The sequence below is a fragment of the Pseudomonas sp. BF-R-19 genome, assembly GCF_019956445.1.
GTDB lineage: Bacteria > Pseudomonadota > Gammaproteobacteria > Pseudomonadales > Pseudomonadaceae > Aquipseudomonas > Aquipseudomonas fluorescens_BH.
On the sequence record NZ_JAHBDN010000070.1, the window covers coordinates 26,943 to 47,300 of the forward strand.

Annotated in this window: 14 protein-coding genes; all 14 read left to right on the forward strand. The window is 60.3% G+C overall.

The annotated features are described in order from the left end of the window. The first annotated feature begins 62 nt into the window (after window positions 1–62). The 14 genes from KGB28_RS20090 (at window position 63) to gspD (ending at window position 20,356) form a co-directional block, all read left to right on the forward strand. Window positions 63–1,127, forward strand: coding sequence for a pilus assembly protein PilM (locus tag KGB28_RS20090; RefSeq protein WP_223447412.1), 1,065 nt, complete (start codon window positions 63–65; stop codon window positions 1,125–1,127). Then, on the forward strand, window positions 1,127–1,693 hold the full coding sequence (locus KGB28_RS20095) for a PilN domain-containing protein (protein ID WP_223447414.1): 567 nt from the start codon (window positions 1,127–1,129) through the stop codon (window positions 1,691–1,693). The genes KGB28_RS20090 and KGB28_RS20095 overlap by 1 nt, the downstream gene beginning before the upstream one ends. Continuing rightward, entirely contained in the window at window positions 1,690–2,313 is a 624-nt protein-coding gene (gene pilO / locus KGB28_RS20100; protein ID WP_223447416.1) for a type 4a pilus biogenesis protein PilO, read from the forward strand. Before KGB28_RS20095 ends, pilO begins: the two co-directional genes overlap by 4 nt. After that, on the forward strand, window positions 2,310–2,837 hold the full coding sequence (locus KGB28_RS20105) for a pilus assembly protein PilP (RefSeq protein ID WP_223447418.1): 528 nt from the start codon (window positions 2,310–2,312) through the stop codon (window positions 2,835–2,837). The genes pilO and KGB28_RS20105 overlap by 4 nt, the downstream gene beginning before the upstream one ends. A 13-nt stretch (window positions 2,838–2,850) precedes the next feature. Next, window positions 2,851–4,920 (forward strand): type IV pilus secretin PilQ, encoded by a 2,070-nt coding sequence (pilQ, locus tag KGB28_RS20110; protein ID WP_223447420.1) that lies wholly within the window; start codon window positions 2,851–2,853, stop codon window positions 4,918–4,920. A 4-nt stretch (window positions 4,921–4,924) separates the two neighbouring features. Continuing rightward, the gene (gene aroK, locus KGB28_RS20115) at window positions 4,925–5,443 is read left to right on the forward strand and encodes a shikimate kinase AroK (RefSeq protein WP_057712350.1); all 519 of its coding nucleotides are present in this window, start codon (window positions 4,925–4,927) and stop codon (window positions 5,441–5,443) included. A gap of 151 nt (window positions 5,444–5,594) precedes the next feature. Beyond that, window positions 5,595–6,695: a 3-dehydroquinate synthase gene (gene aroB / locus KGB28_RS20120; RefSeq protein ID WP_223447422.1), complete on the forward strand. Its 1,101-nt coding sequence runs from the start codon at window positions 5,595–5,597 to the stop codon at window positions 6,693–6,695. A 10-nt stretch (window positions 6,696–6,705) separates the two neighbouring features. Then, window positions 6,706–8,307 carry an AAA family ATPase gene (locus KGB28_RS20125; protein ID WP_223447423.1) on the forward strand — a complete coding sequence of 534 codons (1,602 nt, stop codon included), beginning with the start codon at window positions 6,706–6,708 and terminating at the stop codon, window positions 8,305–8,307. A 350-nt stretch (window positions 8,308–8,657) separates the two neighbouring features. Then, a complete protein-coding gene (gene gltB, locus KGB28_RS20130) occupies window positions 8,658–13,103 on the forward strand; it encodes a glutamate synthase large subunit (RefSeq protein WP_150756780.1) in 4,446 nt (1,481 codons plus the stop codon). A gap of 32 nt (window positions 13,104–13,135) precedes the next feature. Continuing rightward, window positions 13,136–14,554: an FAD-dependent oxidoreductase gene (locus KGB28_RS20135; RefSeq protein ID WP_223447425.1), complete on the forward strand. Its 1,419-nt coding sequence runs from the start codon at window positions 13,136–13,138 to the stop codon at window positions 14,552–14,554. A gap of 253 nt (window positions 14,555–14,807) precedes the next feature. Further along, on the forward strand, window positions 14,808–15,875 hold the full coding sequence (gene hemE / locus KGB28_RS20140; RefSeq protein WP_150726584.1) for a uroporphyrinogen decarboxylase: 1,068 nt from the start codon (window positions 14,808–14,810) through the stop codon (window positions 15,873–15,875). A gap of 294 nt (window positions 15,876–16,169) precedes the next feature. Continuing rightward, entirely contained in the window at window positions 16,170–17,636 is a 1,467-nt protein-coding gene (gene gbpA, locus KGB28_RS20145) for an N-acetylglucosamine-binding protein GbpA (RefSeq protein WP_223447426.1), read from the forward strand. Window positions 17,637–17,885: 249 nt separating this feature from the next. Then, window positions 17,886–18,428 carry a hypothetical protein gene (locus KGB28_RS20150; RefSeq protein WP_223447428.1) on the forward strand — a complete coding sequence of 181 codons (543 nt, stop codon included), beginning with the start codon at window positions 17,886–17,888 and terminating at the stop codon, window positions 18,426–18,428. 8 nt (window positions 18,429–18,436) lie between these two features. Then, window positions 18,437–20,356, forward strand: a complete 1,920-nt coding sequence (gspD, locus tag KGB28_RS20155) for a type II secretion system secretin GspD (protein WP_223447430.1) — start codon at window positions 18,437–18,439, stop codon at window positions 20,354–20,356. The last annotated feature ends 2 nt before the right edge of the window (window positions 20,357–20,358 follow it).

Consider the following 20,358-nt stretch of genomic DNA (forward strand, 5'->3'; position numbering starts at 1 on the left):
TGGATTGAACGCAATGGATATTGCAGAGTCCGTAACTCACGGAAAGTCATAGGGAATTGGTAGTGCTAGGACTCTTCAACAAAAAATCCAATACGCTCCTGGGAATCGACATCAGCTCCACCTCGGTGAAACTTCTTGAGTTGAGCCGTCAGGGTGAGCGTTTTCGAGTTGAGGCCTATGCGGTCGAGCCGTTGCCGGTCGGCGCGGTGATCGAAAAGAATATCGCTGAGCTTGAAGGCGTGGGGCTGGCCCTCGCGCGCGCGCTGGCCAAGGCCAGAACCGGCCTCAAGAACGTGGCCGTGGCCGTGGCGGGCTCAGCGGTGATCACCAAGACCATCGAGATGGATGCCGGTCTTTCCGAGGACGAGATGGAAAGCCAGCTGAAGATCGAGGCTGATCAGTACATTCCTTATCCCCTGGATGAAGTCGCGATCGACTTTGAAGTCCAGGGCACCTCCGTGCGCAATCCGGATCGCGTCAACGTACTGCTAGCGGCTTGCCGCAAGGAAAACGTCGAAGTCCGTGAGGCAGCCCTGGCCCTGGCGGGGCTGACCGCCCGCGTGGTCGATGTCGAGGCCTACGCGCTGGAGCGTTCATTCGAATTGCTGGCCAGTCGACTCGCGGTTGCCGAGGAGCGTTTGACGGTCGCAGTGGTGGACATCGGCGCCACCATGACCACCCTGAGCGTGCTGCACAACGGGCGGATTATCTACACCCGCGAACAACTGTTCGGCGGTCGGCAACTGACCGAAGAAATCCAGCGACGCTACGGCCTGACGCTGGAGCAGGCGGGGCTGGCACAAAAGAAGGGCGGTCTGCCGGATAACTATGCCGCTGAGGTCTTGCAGCCATTTCGAGAGGCACTGGTGCAGCAGGTGTCGCGCTCGTTGCAATTCTTCTTTGCCTCAGGCCAATACAGCGCCGTCGACCATGTCCTGCTGGCCGGCGGTACCGCGTCGATCCCGGGGCTGGACCGTTTGATCGAGCAGCAATTGGGTACGCCGACCCAGGTCGCGAATCCTTTTTGCGAAATGACTCTGGGCAGCAAGGTCAATAGTGCTGCCCTGGCGAGTGATGCCCCGGCGTTGATGATCGCCTGTGGTCTGGCCCTCAGGAGCTTCGTCTGATGGCACGGATCAACCTTTTACCTTGGCGTGAGGAGCGGCGTGAAGTCCGTCGCAAGCGCTTCCTGCTGGTCCTGGTGGCCGTGATGGTGGGCACGATGGGCGCGGTGCTGGTCGCGAACCAGGCCATCAGCGGCGCCATCGACCGGCAAGTCGCCCGTAACGATTACATCGGCAAGCAAGTCGCCGTGGTCGATGAGCGGATCAAACAGATCAATGATCTCAAGGCGCGCCGTCAGCAACTGGTCGAGCGCATGCGCATCATCCAGGGCCTGCAAGGCAATCGCCAAATCAGCGGGCGAATATTTGACCAGCTGGCGCGAGCCCTGCCCGACGGCGTGTATTTCACCGAAGTGAAAATGACCGCAAAGACCTTGTCCATCACCGGCGCTGCGCAATCCAACAACCGTGTTTCAGACTTGATGCGCAACCTCGAGGCATCAGACTGGTTCGATGCGCCGAGTCTGACCGAAGTCAAGGCCACAGCTGCCGGCCAGGTGGTACAGGCTAATGTCTTCCAGTTGACCGTTCGCCAGGTTCAGCCCGCAACACCGGAGGGGGGCAAATGAGTCCGTCCGAATGGTTCGAAGGGCTGCGCAAGATCGACATCAATGATCTGGATACCAGCAACATGGGTTCCTGGCCGCCGGCGATCAAGTTTCTGGTGGCTGGTTTGCTCGTGCTTCTGGTGCTGGCCCTGGGCTATAACTTTTCCACCCGCGACCTTGTGAGCCAGCTCGATCTCAAGCGCGAGGAAGAGTCGACACTCAAGGAACAGTTCGCCGACAAAGCCCGCATGGCGGCAAATCTGGATCTCTACACCCGGCAGTTGAAGGAGATGGAGGACGCCTTCGGCGTGCTGTTGCGGCAACTGCCCGGCGACACCGAAGTGCCCGGCTTGCTGGAAGACATCACGCGTACGGGCCTGGGCAGTGGCCTGGAGTTCGAAGAGATCAAGCTGCTGCCCGAGGTCGCCCAGCCGTTCTACATCGAATTGCCGATCCAGATCACGGTCACCGGGGATTACCACGACCTGGCCACCTTCGTCAGTGGTGTGGCCGGATTGCCGCGAATCGTCACCTTGCACGATTTCGATCTTGCGCCCGTCAGCCCCGAGGGTGCTCCGAAGCTGCGCTTGACCATCCTCGCCAAGACCTACCGCTACAACGACAAGGGACAGCATCAATGAGCCCGGCACGTTGTTTTTTTGTGGTGGTGTTGCTGTCTGCCCTGTTCGGTTGTGGCGCAGGCGATGACTACACCGATCTGGACGCGTACATGAACGAAATGCGCCTGCATGGGCCGGGGAGGATTGAACCAACGCCAGTATTCCGGTCTTACCCGGCATTCACTTACAACGCGGCGAATCTGCGTAGCCCGTTCTCACCGCAGATCAGCACTGAACTGGCGGCTCAGCGCAGGGGCTCACGCAACGTTAAACCCGACCCGGGTCGGGTCAGGCAATACCTCGAAGGCTTCAACATCGAGCAGTTTGAAATGGTCGGCACCCTTTCCAATGCAACGGGCTCCTATGCCCTGCTGCGCGGGGCGGGTGGGGTGCACCGGCTGAAAGTCGGCGATTACCTGGGGCGTAACGACGGACGGATCGTTGCGATCAGCGGCTCGCAAGTCGATGTGGTTGAAATTGTCCCTGATGGTCAGGGTGCTTGGCTGGAGCGTCCCCGGACCATTTCCTTGAAAGAGCACTCATAGTGGAACTCCAAAAATGAACAGGATTCTTTCCACCGTTGGCCTTTCGCTATGGATAGCGTTGTTGTCGCCGATGGTACAAGCGGCCAATCTCAAGGCGCTGGATGTCGCGGCGCTGCCCGGTGACCGTGTCGAGTTGAAGTTGTCGTTCGATGCGCCGCCCCCGGTGCCCCACGGCTACACAACGGATTCACCGGCCCGGATTGCCCTGGATTTGCCGGGTGTCGCCAGTCGGCTGGCCAGCAAGACTCGCGATCTCGGCAGTGGAAATGCCCGCAGTGCAACGGTGGTGGAAGCCGGGGACCGTACGCGATTGATCATCAACCTGACCCAGCCGGCCCCGTACGACTCGCGAATTGAAGGCAACAATTTGCTGGTAGTTGTCGGGCAGGGAGTCAAACCGTCGACATCCAGTCCGGCTGCCGCAGCAATGCCGGTTCCGCCACGAGCCGCCGCGACGGCAGGCAAGGCCATTCGGGGTGTGGATTTCCAGCGGGGAACCCAGGGCGAAGGCAACGTGGTGATCGACTTGTCGGATCCATCGATTGCGCCGGACATACAAGAGCGCGAGGGCCGGATCATCGTCGGATTTGCCAAAACCCGGTTGCCCGAGCCGTTGCGCGTGCGTCTGGACGTGAAGGATTTCGCCACGCCAGTGCAGTTCGTCAATGCCAGCGCGAGCGGCGATCGAGCCACCATCAGCATTGAACCCGGTGGCACGTTCGATTACTCGACCTATCAAACTGACAATAAGCTCACGGTCAGCGTTCGCCCGGCGACGGTCGACGAGCTGCAAAAGCGCAATGCCGGGCAACAGGCCTACAGCGGCGAGAAGCTTTCGCTGAATTTCCAGGACATCGATGTGCGCTCGGTGCTGCAACTGATCGCCGATTTCACCAACCTCAATCTGGTGGCCAGCGACACGGTACAGGGGGGAATTACCCTGCGCTTGCAGAACGTGCCGTGGGATCAGGCGCTGGATCTGGTGCTGAAAACCAAGGGGCTGGACAAGCGCAAGGTCGGTAATGTCCTGCTTGTTGCGCCGGCCGATGAAATTGCTGCCCGTGAGCGTCAGGAGCTCGAATCACAGAAGCAGATTGCCGATCTGGCGCCGTTGCGTCGGGAGCTGTTGCAGGTCAATTACGCCAAGGCGGCGGACATCGCCAAGCTCTTTCAGTCGGTGACCAGTGCCGAAGCGAAACCCGACGAACGAGGGTCGATCACCGTCGATGAGCGCACCAACAACATCATCGCCTACCAGACTCAAGACCGGCTTGATGAGCTGCGCAGGATCGTCACGCAACTGGATATCCCGGTGCGCCAGGTGATGATCGAGGCGCGCATTGTCGAAGCCAACGTCGACTATGACAAAAGCCTTGGGGTGCGCTGGGGCGGTTCGATACAGAACAAGGGCAACTGGAACACCTCCGGCGTCAGCAACGGACTGAATGGGTCATCGACCATCGGCACGCCCGGCAGTACCAGCACCAACTCACCGTTCGTCGACATGGGTGTAGCCAACAACACCTCGGGAATCGGCATCGCGTTCATCACCGATAACGTCTTGCTGGACCTGGAGCTGACGGCGATGGAGAAAACCGGTAACGGGGAAATCGTCTCGCAGCCCAAGGTGGTCACGTCCGACAAGGAAACCGCGAAAATCCTCAAGGGCACCGAGATTCCCTATCAGGAAGCCAGTTCCAGCGGCGCGACTTCGGTGTCGTTCAAGGAGGCTTCGCTGTCGCTGGAGGTGACGCCGCAGATCACGCCCGACAACCGGATCATCATGGAGGTCAAGGTCACCAAGGACGAACCGGACTTCCTGAACAAGGTCCAGGATGTACCGCCCATCAAGAAAAACGAAGTCAACGCCAAGGTCCTGGTCAACGATGGCGAGACCATCGTCATTGGCGGTGTTTTCTCAAATACTCAGAGCAAGGTTGTAGATAAGGTGCCATTTCTTGGCGATGTGCCGTATCTTGGCCGCCTTTTCCGGCGTGATGTGGTTTCGGAGAAAAAATCCGAGCTGTTGGTATTCCTCACTCCGCGTATCATGAATAATCAGGCGATTGCTGTGAGTCATTGATTCTGTGCGAAATTTGATTCTTGTTGGACCGATGGGTGCTGGAAAAAGCACCATCGGCCGGTTGCTGGCCAAAGAGCTGCGCCTGCCATTCAAAGATTCCGATAAGGAAATTGAATTGCGCACGGGCGCCAATATCCCTTGGATCTTCGATAAAGAAGGCGAACCGGGCTTTCGTGATCGCGAGCAGGCAATGATTGCCGAGCTGTGCGATTGCGACGGTGTGGTGCTGGCGACAGGCGGGGGCGCGGTCATGCGCGAAGCCAATCGTCGGGCACTGCATGCCGGTGGGCGGGTGGTTTATCTGCATGCGTCGGTCGAGCAGCAGGTCGGCCGCACGTCCCGCGACCGCAATCGACCACTGTTGCGTACCGCCGATCCGGCCAAGACCCTTCGGGATCTGTTGGCGATCCGCGATCCGCTTTATCGGGAAATTGCCGACCTGGTGGTCGAAACCGATGAGCGGCCGCCACGAATGGTCGTACTCGACATTCTAGAGCGCTTGCAGCAGTTGCCACCCCGTTAAAGCGCCGCGCGAAATGCGCTATCCTCGGCGTCCCGCCATGACCGCTCAAGGTTGTGGCGGATGGCTACGGAACGGCGTCACACCAGCAGAGGCCGTGGATATTCGTTAACTCAAGGCAGAACGCCTGATTCCATCTTCACTGTGGGGACACATGCAGACACTCAAGGTCGATCTAGGCGAGCGCAGCTACCCGATTCATATTGGCGAAGGTTTGTTGGATCAGCCCGAACTGCTGGCCCCGCACATTCGCGGACGGCAAGTAGCGATCATCTCCAACGAGACTGTTGCGCCGCTCTATCTCGAGCGTCTGACCCGCAGCCTGGCGCAGTTCTCGGTGATTTCCGTGGTACTGCCGGACGGTGAAGCCTTCAAGACCTGGGAAACCCTGCAGCTGATTTTCGATGGTCTGCTGACCGCCCGGCATGACCGCCGCACCACGGTGATCGCCCTTGGCGGCGGTGTGATCGGTGACATGGCCGGCTTTGCCGCCGCCTGCTACCAGCGCGGCGTCGATTTCATCCAGGTTCCGACCACGCTGCTGTCGCAGGTCGACTCCTCGGTGGGTGGCAAGACCGGGATCAACCATCCGCTGGGCAAGAACATGGTCGGCGCCTTCTATCAGCCGAACGTGGTGCTGATCGATACCGCCAGCCTCAATACCCTGCCGGCGCGCGAACTGTCCGCCGGGCTGGCCGAAGTCATCAAGTACGGGCTGATCTGTGATGAGCCGTTCCTGACCTGGCTCGAAGACAACGTCGATCGCCTGCGCAGTCTGGATCAGCAAGCTCTGACCTATGCCATCGAGCGCTCCTGCGCGGCCAAGGCGGCGGTGGTCGGTGCCGATGAGAAAGAGACGGGCGTTCGTGCCACATTGAACCTGGGCCACACGTTTGGCCACGCCATCGAAACCCACATGGGCTATGGTGTATGGCTTCATGGTGAGGCGGTGGCTGCTGGCACAGTAATGGCGCTGGAAATGTCCGCGCGACTGGGCTGGATCAGCGAGCAGGAACGTGATCGCGGCATTCGTCTGTTCCGGCGTGCGGGGCTGCCGGTCATTCCGCCGGAAGAGATGACAGAAGCCGATTTCCTCGAACATATGTCCATTGATAAAAAAGTGATCGACGGTCGTTTGCGCCTGGTGCTGCTGCGCCACATGGGTGAAGCGGTGGTGACCGACGATTATCCGAAAGAGGTTCTACAGGCCACGCTGGGGGCAGACTACCGCGCCCTGGCCCAGCTTAAAGGTTAATAAGAACACGATGACTAGTTTGCATGCCGACGAGGCTTTCCTCGGCCATTACCAGTTGAGTCATGACCCTTTTGCTCCACGGGTGCCTGGCTTCAAATTTTTCCCGGCCCAGCGCAAACCCGTGCTGGGGCAACTGCATCACCTGGCGCGTTATAGCCAGTTGTTGCTGGTGGTCACTGGCCCTCAGGGCAGTGGCAAGACTCTGCTGCGCCAGGCCCTGGTGGCCAGCACCAATAAGCAATCGGTACAGAGTGTGGTGGTTTCCGCCCGTGGTGCCGGTGATGCAGCGGGCATCCTGCGCCAGGTCGCCCAGGCGCTGAACGTGGCCCACGCCGAGATCGACACGATCCTGGGTCAGGTGGTGCAGCTTGCGCTTACCGGTCAGGAAGTTTATTTGCTGGTGGATGATGCCGAGCAGCTCGACGAATCTGCGCTCGAAGCCTTGATGGCCCTGGCTGCTGGTGCGCCGGAAGGGCGACCCCATGTGTTCCTGTTCGGCGAGTCGTCGCTGATCGCTCAGCTTGATGCCTTGCACCTTGAGGAAGAGCGTTTTCACGTCATCGAGTTGCAGCCCTACACCGAAGAAGAGACCCGCGAATATCTGGATCAACGGCTTGAGGGGGCGGGTCGGGGTATCGAACTTTTCACCGCGGATCAGATCTCTGATATTCACGAAAGCTCCGACGGTTGGCCTGGCAACATCAACCAGGTTGCCCGCGATGCAATGATCGAAGCCATGATTGCCAGCCGCTCAGCGGTGAAGCGTCCAAAAATGGGGTTCAATATGCCGAAGAAACACGTATTGGCGATTTCCGCCGTCGTCGTGGTCGCGGTAGCTGCCGCCTGGTTGATGCCGGGTCGCAACAAGGCACCGACCACAGGTGCACCGGCCAACGAACAGGCGCAATTGCCGCTTGGTCAGGGGCAGCCAACAGCAAATGGCGGTGCTCCGGCCGTCGAATTCGCCGGCAATACGCAGCCGATGCCATTGCCGTTGGTCGGTAACTCGCAACCGGTCATGCGCGGTCCGCTGGCTGAAGCCGCGGGTGGCATTACCGAGGGCGACGACGGCGTGCCGGTTGAAGGCTCCAGCGCCACACCGCCGACGGTAACCACCACTGCGCCGCCTGTGGGCGTTCCTGCCGGCCCTGCGCCAACGCCAGCGGCCAAGCCAACGCCTGCGCCAACTCAGGTCGCCACCGCCAAGCCAGCGCCTGCTCCAGTGGCCAAACCTGCTCCAGCCCCAGCCCCAGCCAAGCCAGCCGTTGCTGCGGCGGCCAAGCCTGCCGAGAAACCGGCTCCGGCTCCGGCGGCCAAGGCTGCAGGCGGAACCTGGTACGCCGGTCAGGCACCGGGCAACTACGTGGTGCAAATCCTCGGCACCAGCTCCGAAGCGTCCGCACAAAACTTCGTCAAGGAGCAGGGCGGCGAGTACCGTTACTTCAAGAAAGTCCTCAATGGCAAGCCGCTTTACGTCATCACCTACGGTAACTTCGCCAGCCGCGATGCAGCCGTAACCGCCATCAAGGCCTTGCCAGCGAAGGTTCAGGCTGGTAAACCTTGGCCTCGCACTGTCGCCAGCGTCCAACAGGAACTGGCAACAACTCGCTGAAGATTCGGCGGCCTTACCCAGGCCGCCTCTCCAAGCACCTCAAAATTTCTACAAGTGCGCGCCGCCTTCCGGGCTGCGTGCCTTGTGGTGTCTGCGTCATAGTAGCTTTTGAGTCGTAGCGGTCAAAATTAAAAAAAGTTTTGACTAGCACAGCAGATCGCTTTAAACCTTTCACAAATGCGACATAGATTTGCGACATTTCGTCGTCAAATTTGTGGGGCCAAGTGTCGGTGTGTACAATGACCTCCCTTTTGCTCCCGCAAAGCTGGCGTACGTTCGGCGCGGATGGCAAGTGGTTGAATTGAAAAGAAATTTGCCTCGAGAAGAGGCAGCCTGGTGAGAAAGTGTCTATGAAAGCAGGTCTGTACCAACCAGATGAATTCAAGGATAACTGCGGTTTCGGCCTGATAGCCCATATGCAGGGCGAGCCCAGTCATACCCTTTTGCAAACGGCCATCGAGGCCCTGACCTGCATGACCCACCGCGGTGGGATTAATGCCGACGGCAAGACCGGTGACGGTTGCGGTCTGCTGATTCAAAAGCCGGACGTGTTCCTGCGAGCCATCGCCCAGGAAACGTTCGGCGTCGAAATGCCCAAGCAATATGCAGTGGGCATGGTCTTCTTCAACCAGGACCCGGTCAAAGCCGAAGCCGCTCGCGAGAACATGAACCGCGAGATCCTGGCCGCCGGCCTGCAACTGGTCGGCTGGCGCAAAGTTCCGATCGACACCAGCGTCCTCGGCCGCCTGGCCCTTGAGCGCCTGCCGCAGATCGAGCAAGTGTTCATCGGCGGTGAAGGCCTGAGCGATCAGGACATGGCCGTCAAGCTGTTCACCTCCCGTCGTCGTTCGTCCGTGGCCAACGCCGCCGACACCGATCATTACGTGTGCAGCTTTTCCCACAAGACCATCATTTACAAAGGCCTGATGATGCCGGCGGACTTGACCGCCTTCTATCCGGACCTGAGCGATGAGCGCCTGCAAACCTCGATTTGCGTGTTCCACCAGCGCTTCTCCACCAACACCCTGCCGAAATGGCCGCTGGCTCAACCGTTCCGCTTCCTGGCGCACAACGGCGAGATCAACACCATCACCGGCAACCGCAACTGGGCCGTGGCCCGTCGCACCAAGTTCACCAACGACCTGATGGACCTGGAAGAACTCGGCCCGCTGGTCAACCGCGTCGGTTCCGACTCCTCGAGCATGGACAACATGCTCGAGTTGATGGTCACCGGTGGCATCGACCTGTTCCGCGGTGTGCGGATGATCATTCCGCCTGCGTGGCAGAACGTCGAGACCATGGACCCGGATCTGCGTGCGTTCTACGAATACAACTCGATGCACATGGAGCCGTGGGATGGCCCGGCTGGCGTGGTAATGACCGATGGTCGTTACGCGGTGTGCCTGCTCGACCGTAACGGTCTGCGTCCGGCGCGTTGGGTCACTACCAAGAACGGCTTCATCACCCTGGCCTCGGAAATCGGTGTCTGGAACTACCAGCCTGAAGACGTGATCGCCAAGGGCCGTGTGGGACCGGGCCAGATCTTTGCCGTGGACACCGAAACCGGTCAGATCCTCGACACCGATGCGATCGACAACCGCCTGAAGTCCCGTCATCCGTACAAGCAATGGCTGCGCAAGAATGCCCTGCGCATTCAGGCGACCATGGAAGACAACGACCACGGTTCGGCGTTCTACGACGTCGATCAGCTCAAGCAATACATGAAGATGTACCAGGTCACGTTCGAAGAGCGAGACCAGGTGCTGCGTCCGCTCGGCGAACAGGGCTACGAAGCCGTGGGCTCGATGGGCGACGATACGCCGATGGCCGTGCTGTCCCAGCGCGTGCGCACGCCGTACGACTATTTCCGCCAGCAGTTCGCGCAGGTCACCAACCCGCCGATCGATCCGCTGCGTGAAGCCATCGTCATGTCGCTGGAAATCTGCCTCGGTGCCGAGCGCAACATTTTCCAGGAGTCGCCGGAACACGCTTCGCGCGTGATCCTCAGCTCGCCGGTCATTTCCCCGGCCAAGTGGCGCTCGCTGATGAACCTCGATCGTCCGGGCTTCGAGCGCGCGATCATCGACCTCAACTACGACGAAAGCGTCGGTCTCGAAGCGGCGATCCGCAACGTGGCCGATCAGGCTGAAGAAGCCGTGCGTTCTGGTCGTACCCAGGTCGTGCTGAGTGACCGTCACATTGCCCCGGGCAAGCTGCCGATCCACGCTTCGCTCGCCACCGGCGCGGTGCATCACCGCCTGACCGAAAAAGGCCTGCGTTGCGACTCCAACATCCTGGTGGAAACCGCGACCGCTCGCGATCCGCATCACTTCGCCGTGTTGATCGGTTTCGGTGCCTCTGCCGTTTACCCATTCCTGGCCTATGAAGTGCTGGGTGACCTGATCCGTACCGGTGAAGTACTGGGCGACCTCTACGAGGTGTTCAAGAACTACCGTAAAGGCATCACCAAGGGCTTGCTCAAGATCCTGTCGAAGATGGGCATCTCGACCATCACTTCGTACCGTGGTGCGCAGTTGTTCGAAGCCATCGGCCTGTCCGAGGAAGTCTGCAACCTGAGCTTCCGTGGTGTGCCAAGCCGCATCAAGGGCGCGCGTTTCGTCGACATCGAAGCCGAGCAGAAAGCCCTGGCCACCGAAGCCTGGAGCCCGCGCAAGCCGATCCAGCAGGGTGGTTTGCTGAAGTTCGTCCACGGTGGCGAATATCACGCGTACAACCCGGACGTGGTCAACACCCTGCAAGCCGCTGTGCAGCAGGGCGACTACAGCAAGTTCAAGGAATACACGTCGCTGGTGGACAACCGCCCGGTGTCGATGATCCGTGACCTGCTGAAAGTCAAAACCCTCGACACTCCATTGGATATCAGCGAGATCGAACCGCTGGAATCGGTGCTCAAGCGCTTCGACTCCGCCGGTATTTCGTTGGGCGCCCTGTCGCCAGAAGCTCACGAAGCCCTGGCCGAAGCCATGAACCGCCTCGGTGCGCGTTCCAACTCCGGTGAAGGCGGCGAAGACCCGGCGCGCTACGGCACAATCAAGAGCTCGAAAATCAAGCAGGTTGCCACCGGTCGTTTCGGTGTAACCCCGGAATACCTGGTCAACGCTGAAGTGCTGCAGATCAAGGTCGCCCAGGGCGCCAAGCCCGGCGAAGGTGGTCAACTGCCGGGCGGCAAGGTCAACGGTCTGATCGCCAAGCTGCGTTACGCAGTGCCGGGCGTGACCCTGATCTCGCCACCGCCGCACCACGACATCTATTCGATCGAAGACTTGTCGCAGCTGATTTTCGACCTGAAACAAGTCAACCCGAAGGCACTGGTCTCGGTGAAGCTGGTTGCAGAAGCGGGCGTCGGCACCATCGCTGCCGGTGTGGCCAAGGCCTACGCGGACTTGATTACCATCTCCGGCTACGACGGCGGCACCGGTGCATCGCCGCTGACCTCGATCAAATACGCAGGCGCTCCGTGGGAGCTCGGCTTGGCCGAAACCCACCAGACCCTGCGCGGCAACGACCTGCGCGGCAAAGTCCGGGTGCAGACCGACGGCGGCCTGAAAACCGGCCTCGACGTGATCAAGGCGGCCATCCTCGGCGCTGAAAGCTTCGGCTTCGGCACCGCGCCGATGATCGCCCTGGGCTGCAAATACCTGCGCATCTGCCACCTGAACAACTGCGCCACCGGCGTTGCGACCCAGAACGAGAAGCTGCGCAAGGATCACTACATCGGTACCGTCGACATGGTGGTGAACTTCTTCACCTACGTCGCCGAAGAAACCCGTGAGTGGCTGGCCAAGCTGGGCGTGCGCTCCCTCGAAGAGCTGATCGGTCGTACCGATCTGCTGGAAGTCCTCGAAGGCCAGACCGCCAAGCAGCATCACCTGGACCTGACCCCGTTGCTGGGCAGCGACCACGTGCCGGCGGACAAACCGCAGTTCTGCGGTGTGGAACGCAACCCGCCGTTCGACAAAGGCCTGCTGGCCGAGAAAATGGTCACCATGGCCACCTCGGCGATCAATGACCTGAGCGGCGCCGATTTCGACCTGGAAATCTGCAACTGCGACCGTTCCATCGGTGCACGGATCTCCGGCGAAATCGCGCGCAAGCACGGCAACCAGGGCATGGCCAACGCGCCGGTCACGTTCCGCTTCAAAGGCACGGCCGGGCAGAGCTTCGGCGTGTGGAACGCCGGTGGCCTGCACATGTACCTGGAAGGCGACGCCAACGACTACGTCGGCAAGGGCATGACCGGCGGCAAGCTGGTCATCGTTCCGCCGAAGGGCAGTGTCTACCGCACCCAGGACAGTGCCATTATCGGCAACACCTGCCTGTACGGCGCCACCGGCGGCAAGCTGTTCGCCGCTGGTACCGCGGGCGAACGTTTCGCCGTGCGTAACTCCGGTGCCCACACTGTCGTGGAAGGCACTGGCGATCACTGCTGCGAGTACATGACCGGTGGTTTCGTCTGCGTATTGGGCAAGACCGGTTACAACTTCGGCTCTGGCATGACCGGTGGTTTCGCCTACGTGCTCGACCAGGACAACAGTTTCGTTGACCGGGTCAACCACGAACTGGTGGAAATCCAGCGGATCAGCGGCGAGGCGATGGAAGCCTACCGTAGCCACCTGCAACGCGTGCTGAACGAGTACGTCGAGGAGACCGACAGCGAGTGGGGTCGTGAACTCGCCGAGAACCTCGATGATTACGTGCGCCGTTTCTGGCTGGTCAAGCCCAAGGCTGCCAACCTGAAGTCGTTGCTTTCCAGCACCCGTGCCAACCCGCAGTGATATGCGCCTGAAGAGTTTGATGAGGTTTTAAAATGGCTGAACGTCTGAATAATGACTTCCAGTTCATCGAGGTCGGGCGCAAGGATCCGAAGAAGAAACTGTTGCGTCAACGCAAGAAAGAGTTCGTGGAAATCTACGAACCCTTCAAACCCCAGCAGTCGGCCGACCAGGCCCACCGCTGCCTGGGTTGCGGTAACCCGTATTGCGAATGGAAGTGCCCGGTGCACAACTTCATTCCCAACTGGCTGAAACTGGTGGCCGAGGGCAACATCCTCCAGGCCGCCGAACTGTCGCACCAGACCAACACCCTGCCGGAAGTCTGCGGTCGGGTGTGCCCGCAGGACCGTCTGTGCGAGGGTGCCTGCACCCTCAACGACGGCTTCGGCGCGGTGACCATCGGTTCGGTGGAGAAGTACATCACCGACACCGCGTTCGCCATGGGCTGGCGCCCGGACATGTCCAAGGTCAAGCCGACCGGCAAGCGTGTCGCGATCATCGGTGCCGGGCCTGCGGGCCTGGGCTGTGCCGACGTGCTGGTGCGCGGTGGTGTAACCCCGGTGGTGTTCGACAAGAACCCGGAAATCGGCGGTCTGCTGACCTTCGGTATCCCCGAGTTCAAGCTGGAAAAGACCGTGCTGAGCAATCGTCGCGAAGTCTTCAGCGGCATGGGCATCGAGTTCCGCCTCAACACCGAGGTCGGCAAGGACGTGACCATGGAGCAACTGCTCGAAGAATACGATGCGGTATTCATGGGCATGGGCACCTACACCTACATGAAAGGCGGCTTTGCCGGTGAAGACCTGCCGGGCGTGTACGACGCACTGGACTTCCTGATCGCCAACGTCAACCGCAACCTGGGCTTTGAAAAGTCGCCGGAAGATTTCGTCGACATGAAAGGCAAGAAGGTCGTGGTACTCGGTGGTGGCGACACGGCGATGGACTGCAACCGCACCTCGGTCCGTCAGGGCGCCAAGTCGGTGACCTGCGCCTATCGTCGTGACGAAGCGAACATGCCGGGCTCGCGCAAAGAGGTGAAGAACGCCAAGGAAGAGGGCGTGAAGTTCCTCTACAACCGCCAGCCGATCGCCATTGTCGGTGAAGACAAGGTCGAGGGCGTGAAAGTGGTCGAGACCCGTCTCGGCGAGCCGGACGCCCGTGGCCGTCGCAGCCCCGAGCCAATCCCGGGTTCCGAAGAGATCATCCCGGCCGACGCCGTGGTCATCGCTTTCGGCTTCCGCCCAAGCCCGGCGCCGTGGTTCGAGCAGTTCGAGATCCAGACCGACAGCCAGGGCCGCGTGGTGGCGCCGGAACAAGGTCAGTACAAGCACCAGACCAGCAACCCGAAAATCTTCGCCGGTGGCGACATGGTGCGCGGTTCCGATCTGGTGGTGACGGCGATCTTCGAAGGCCGTAATGCCGCCGAAGGGATCCTGGATTATCTGGGGGTCTAAACCCTGATCCTGAGCCGAATGCAGTAAAAATGTGGGAGCGGGCTTGCTCGCGAAGAGGGAGTATCAGTCGACAGTTTTGTTGCCTGACACACCGCATTCGCGAGCAAGCCCGCTCCCACAGTTGTTTCGTGGTGTTGCTAAACTCTGTATTTCATTGCGACAAATTGACCCGAAAGACAAAAGCCTCCGCTCTTGCCGTGCCTTTTGCGCCCGGCTCTGAGAAAATGCCCTCACTTTTTTTCCGGATGCCGACATGACTGCCCTGAAGAACGACCGTTTCCTGCGCGCCCTGCTCAAGCAACCTGTAGACGTCACCCCCGTGTGGATGATGCGTCAGGCCGGTCGCTACCTGCCTGAATACCGCGCCAGCCGTGCCAAGGCCGGCGATTTCATGAGTCTGTGCATGAACCCGGCGTTCGCTTGCGAAGTCACGATGCAGCCGCTCGACCGCTATCCACAACTGGACGCGGCGATCCTCTTCTCCGACATCCTGACCATCCCCGATGCCATGGGCCAGGGCCTGTACTTCGAAACCGGTGAAGGTCCGCGCTTCAAGAAAGTCGTCAGCACCCTGGCCGACATCGAAGCCCTGCCGATTCCTGACCCACAGAAAGACCTTGGCTACGTGATGGACGCGGTCAGCACCATCCGCCGCGAACTGAACGGCCGTGTGCCGCTGATCGGCTTTGCCGGCAGCCCATGGACCCTGGCCACCTACATGGTCGAAGGCGGCTCGTCGAAAGACTACCGCAAGACCAAAACCATGCTCTACGACAACCCGCAAGCCTTGCACCTGTTGCTGGACAAGCTCGCGCAGACGGTCACCAGCTACCTCAACGGCCAGATCATGGCCGGTGCGCAAGCGGTACAGATCTTCGACAGCTGGGGCGGCAGCCTGTCGGCGGCGGCGTACCAGGAATTCTCCCTGGCCTACATGAAGAAAATTGTCAGCGGCCTGATCCGCGAGCACGAAGGGCGCAAGGTGCCGGTGATCCTGTTCACCAAGAACGGCGGCCTGTGGCTGGAAAGCATCGCCGACGCCGGTGCTGATGCATTGGGTCTGGACTGGACCTGCGACATCGGCAACGCCCGTGCCCGTGTCGGCGACAAGGTCGCGCTGCAAGGCAACATGGACCCGACCGTGCTCTACGCCAAACCGGAAGCGATCCGCACAGAAGTCGGGCGTATTCTGGCCAGCTACGGCAAGGGCAGCGGCCACGTGTTCAACCTCGGCCATGGCATCACGCCGGAAGTCGATCCGGAACACGCCGGTGCATTCCTGCGTGCCGTGCATGAATTGTCGGCGCAATATCACGAGTAACGGTCAACACCGTATTCCAGAAGCCTGTCCCGCCTCGTGCCGGACAGGCTTTTTTATTTCCTGCAGAAACACGGCCCGGATAAAGCGTTTCTTCCTGTAAGCGTGTTTCCTTTCTTTGTCGGAAATCCGAAGGCGCAGACTATTCCCGCCTGGTTCGATGATTACTCCTACATAGAACTCATCGTCATCCCCGTAAGGTTCCAGACCCCTGTTCAGCGCAATTCTGAACAATAACGAAGGGAACATCGCCGCCTGCAAGGTGCGTTGTTTTCGATAAGCAGTCTGGAATCCGTCATGAAAATTACATTTGATAAAAGAAGTGCTTTAACGGCCTGCACTTCATCGATGATCCTGTTATCGGCAATGCTGACCTCTCAAACCGTTTCCGCCCATGGCTATCTGGAAGTGCCGCCTTCGCGTGCGTTGGCTTGCCAGAAAGGTTTGAACACAAACTGCGGTGGCGCCCAGTACGAGCCGCAAAGTGTCGGTGAAACCTTCAAAGGCTTTCCGGCAGGCATCGGCGGTGCTCCCTTGCAGGGGCCGGTCGATGGCAAGATCGCCAGCGGTGGTCACGCGCTGTTCTCCGCCATGGACGCACAGTCCGCCACCCGCTGGCACCTGACGGAAATCAAGGACCGCAACATCGATTTCAAATGGCATTACACAGCGGTTCACCCAGCGACCAAGCACGAGTATTTCATCACCCGCAACGGCTGGAATCCGAACGAATCGCTCAAACGCGCCACCTTCGAAAGCACGCCGTTCTGCACCATCGACGGCGGCAACCAGCGTCCTGAGTCCAGCGACAAGCACAACTGCAACATTCCGGCAGACAAGTCTGGCCATCATGTCGTCCTGGCCATCTGGACCGTGGGCGATACCGATGCCGCGTTCTACAACGCTACGGATCTGAACATCCTGGCGGAGCCTGAGCTGCCTGGCGGCTGGTCTTCCGTAGGCAGCATTGCTCCTTCGACTGCATTGCTGGTGGGCGACAAGGTCAAGGCCCGCGCGTTCACCGCCAATGGCGAGAGCCCGGACTACAGCGTCGAAATCAGCATCGATAACGCTGAAGACGGCACGCCGCAAAACTGGTCGTTCAAGCTGGCCGAAAAAATCAACCAGACCCACACCCTTGTTCGCGCCGGTATCCGCGACGAGAGCGGCAATGTCGAGCCGATCAAAGGCACCAACAGCCTCTACGCACAAAAAGAAAGCGGAGTGGTCCGCTACGAAGTGCAACTGGACATGAAGGAAGACACCGCTGCGCGCATGGCGGTGGCCTCGCAGCAAGCCGAATACGTTCTGGATAAAGGCCGGGCGAAGGTCGAGTTCAGCATGATCGCGAACCGTGCGATGAACGTTGAAGCCACCTTGCTCGACCAGAACAACAAACCGGTAGGCGCCACCTCTAAACAAGTGGCCAGTGGCTCTACCTCGCTGTCCATGGATGTGAGCAGCAACCCGGGCGCACACACTCTGACCCTGGTCGGCACCACTCTGGAAGGTCGCACGACCCGTCAGGACACCCAGACCACCCAACTGACCGGTGAAGGCGCCGGCATCGAATACGACTTCGTGTTCCCTGAAGGCCTCAGCGACTACACCGCGGGCACCAAGGTGTTGCATCCGAAGACCAACGAAGTCTTTGAGTGCAAGCCATTCCCTGAGTCGGGTTTCTGCAAGCAGTACAGCCCCTCCGCCAACGGCTTCGAACCGAGTGTCGGTGCTCACTGGCACATGGCGTGGAACAAGTTGTAAGTCCCCCTCGTAGTACTTCAGGCGATCGGTAGACGATCGCCTGAAGCTTTATTCCCCTGACGTTGATCGAGTTGAAAATGACGGTTTCGGGTTATTCCAGACGGCGCGTGTTGCTGCATTGGTTGTCTGCGGAAGTGGCCGCCCACATCGGCGCCGTCATCCTGTATGAGGCCTGCAACCACCGGGTGCTGCGACGGATGTCTTTGCGGCTGTGCGGCAAGCCTGTGTCCGAGCGACTTGAGTGAGCCCATGGTGAGGTTTTCGCGCGAACGTTTGACTGGGCTGGCCTTGCTTCTGAGCAAGGCGAGCCTGCTGGTTGTGCCGCTGGTCTATGGGGCATTCCTGGGCTGGCAGGAGTGGCGCTATCGCGAACAGTTGGTGTTGCCAACTCCGGTCGAAACATCGCGAACCGCTCCCGCACCCCGTCAAGCGCTCGACGCAACGGCGGTTGCAACGGTGCTCGGTCTGACGACGGGTGCCGAATTGCTGCCAAGCGCGGAACCGCTGACCTTGCAGGCAAGCTTCGTCGTCACCCACGGTTTGTCCCGGGTGCTGCTGGCGGACTCGCAAGGCGCGCGCATCTACCAGGTCGGCGAGCGCTTGCCGGGGGGAAGCGTCTTGCGTCGCATCGAGGCCGATCATGCGGTGTTGTGGAGCAAGGGCCGGGAAGAACTGTTGACGCTGCAGCCTCCCGTCACGGGTTTTCTGCAACGGCTCGACCCTCACGGCAAGCCCCAAGTGCCCAGCGGTTCTCCGCGTTTTTTTAGCCCGTTTGCCGGGTCGACAGAGTGATCAAGTTCATGAATAGCTTTCTCGGTGCACAAGCACTGCGACCGGTGATTTTTTTCGTCGCCATGGTGGTAACGCTTTCCCACGGCGCGCTTCAGGCCGAGGAAGAAAAATGGCAGCTGGCGATGAACAACGCTGAGCTGCGCGACATCGTCGAAGAGATCTCCGGCATTCTGGGAACCACCGTGGTGCTGGACCCCAAAGTCTCCGGTCGTATCACCGTCATGTCCCGGCAGGCCCTCGATCGTGAAGGGGTGCGTCGGTTGTTCTATTCGGTGCTCGACGCCCACAACTTCACGGTGATCGATGAGGGCGACCGGATTCTCATCACCCCGGTTGCCGAGGCCAAGACCCGGGCCGGCCAGGGCACGGTGAAAACCACTACGGCGTCGCAGTTCGTGACCGAGGTCATCGGCTTGAACACCAGCAGTGCCTCCGATATCGCCGGGCTGGTGCGACCGTTGGTGTCTGCCAATGGTTATGTCGGCCCTTCGGTGTCGGCCAATGCGTTGGTGCTGACCGATACGGCTGCCAATGTGAAGCGCATTGCCCGGGTGATCCGCGAGCTGGACTCCGGGCAGAACAACCTGCACGCGGTGGTTCAGCTCAAGCATGCCCAGGCGGGCGATGTCGCGCCGGTGATCGAGGCCTCCATGGGCAAGCGCAATGCCGAGTCAGCGATACAGGTACTGGCCGACACCAGGACCAATCGCCTGATTTTCATCGGCCCGCCGGTCGTTCGCCAGCGCTTGATCGAACTGGCCCGAGGTCTGGATACGCCGGCCACCACGACCCTCGACAATGCACGGGTGATTCGCCTGCGTCACAGCGATGCCAAGCAGTTGGCCGAGATCCTGGAGTCGATGGGGCAGGGCAGAAAGCAGACATCCGCCATCGGCAGCGCCAAGGACACGTCTGGCGCTGCAACCTTCATGATCAAGGCCGACGAAAGCCAGAACGCGCTGGTGCTGATCGCCGAGCCGGCGCAGGTGCGGACCATCGAAAACATCGTGCGTCAGCTGGACCAGCCACGGGCCCAGGTATTGATCCATGCCGCCATCGTCGAGATTTCCGGCGACATCGCCGAGGCCGTCGGCGTGCAGTGGAACCTCAACACGGGTGACGCCAAGGGCTTCATCAACTTTCCCGGCACCGACATTCCGATCGTCGGCGGGCTGAAGTTCGACGAGAAAAGATCGGCGCCTGAAGGGGCGATCCTGCAACTGGGCAGCGACCGCTTCGGTGCGCTGGTTTCGGCGCTGGCCAGCAACACCCACAGCAACCTGCTGTCCACGCCAAGCCTGTTGACCCTGGACAATCAGGAAGCCGAGATCATCGTCGGCCAGAACGTGCCGTTCAAGACCGGTTCCTACGCCACCAACAGCAACGGCGCGGAGAATCCGTTCACCACCGTCGAGCGCAAGGACGTCGGCATCAGCCTGAAGATCAAGCCTTACATCAACGAAGGCTCGACGTTACGCCTGGAGGTCGAGCAGGAAGTGTCGGACATCGCACCGTCGGTGTCGGGCATCGATTCCTCGGACCTGATCACCAACAAGCGGGCGCTCAAGAGCACCATCCTCGCCGACGATGGCGAAATCATCGTGATCGGCGGCCTGATCAGGGACAGCGTGCGCACCCAGAAAAGCGGCGTGCCGCTGCTGCGTGACATTCCCTACCTCGGCGCGTTGTTCCGCTGGAGCCGCGACACCCAGACCAAAAGCAACCTGATGGTGTTCTTGCGCCCGACCATCGTGCGCAGCAAGGAAGACCTGTCCCAGGTCAGCCAGCAGCGTTACAACGCGCTGCGTGACTTGAGCAAATCAGGGGCGGGGGAAAACAACTCGTTGTTGCTGCCGTCCGAGGCGCGCGGGTTGTTCGAACCGGCCAGCGACGCGCCAGTGTTCGATTTGCGCGGCAAGGCGCAGTGAAT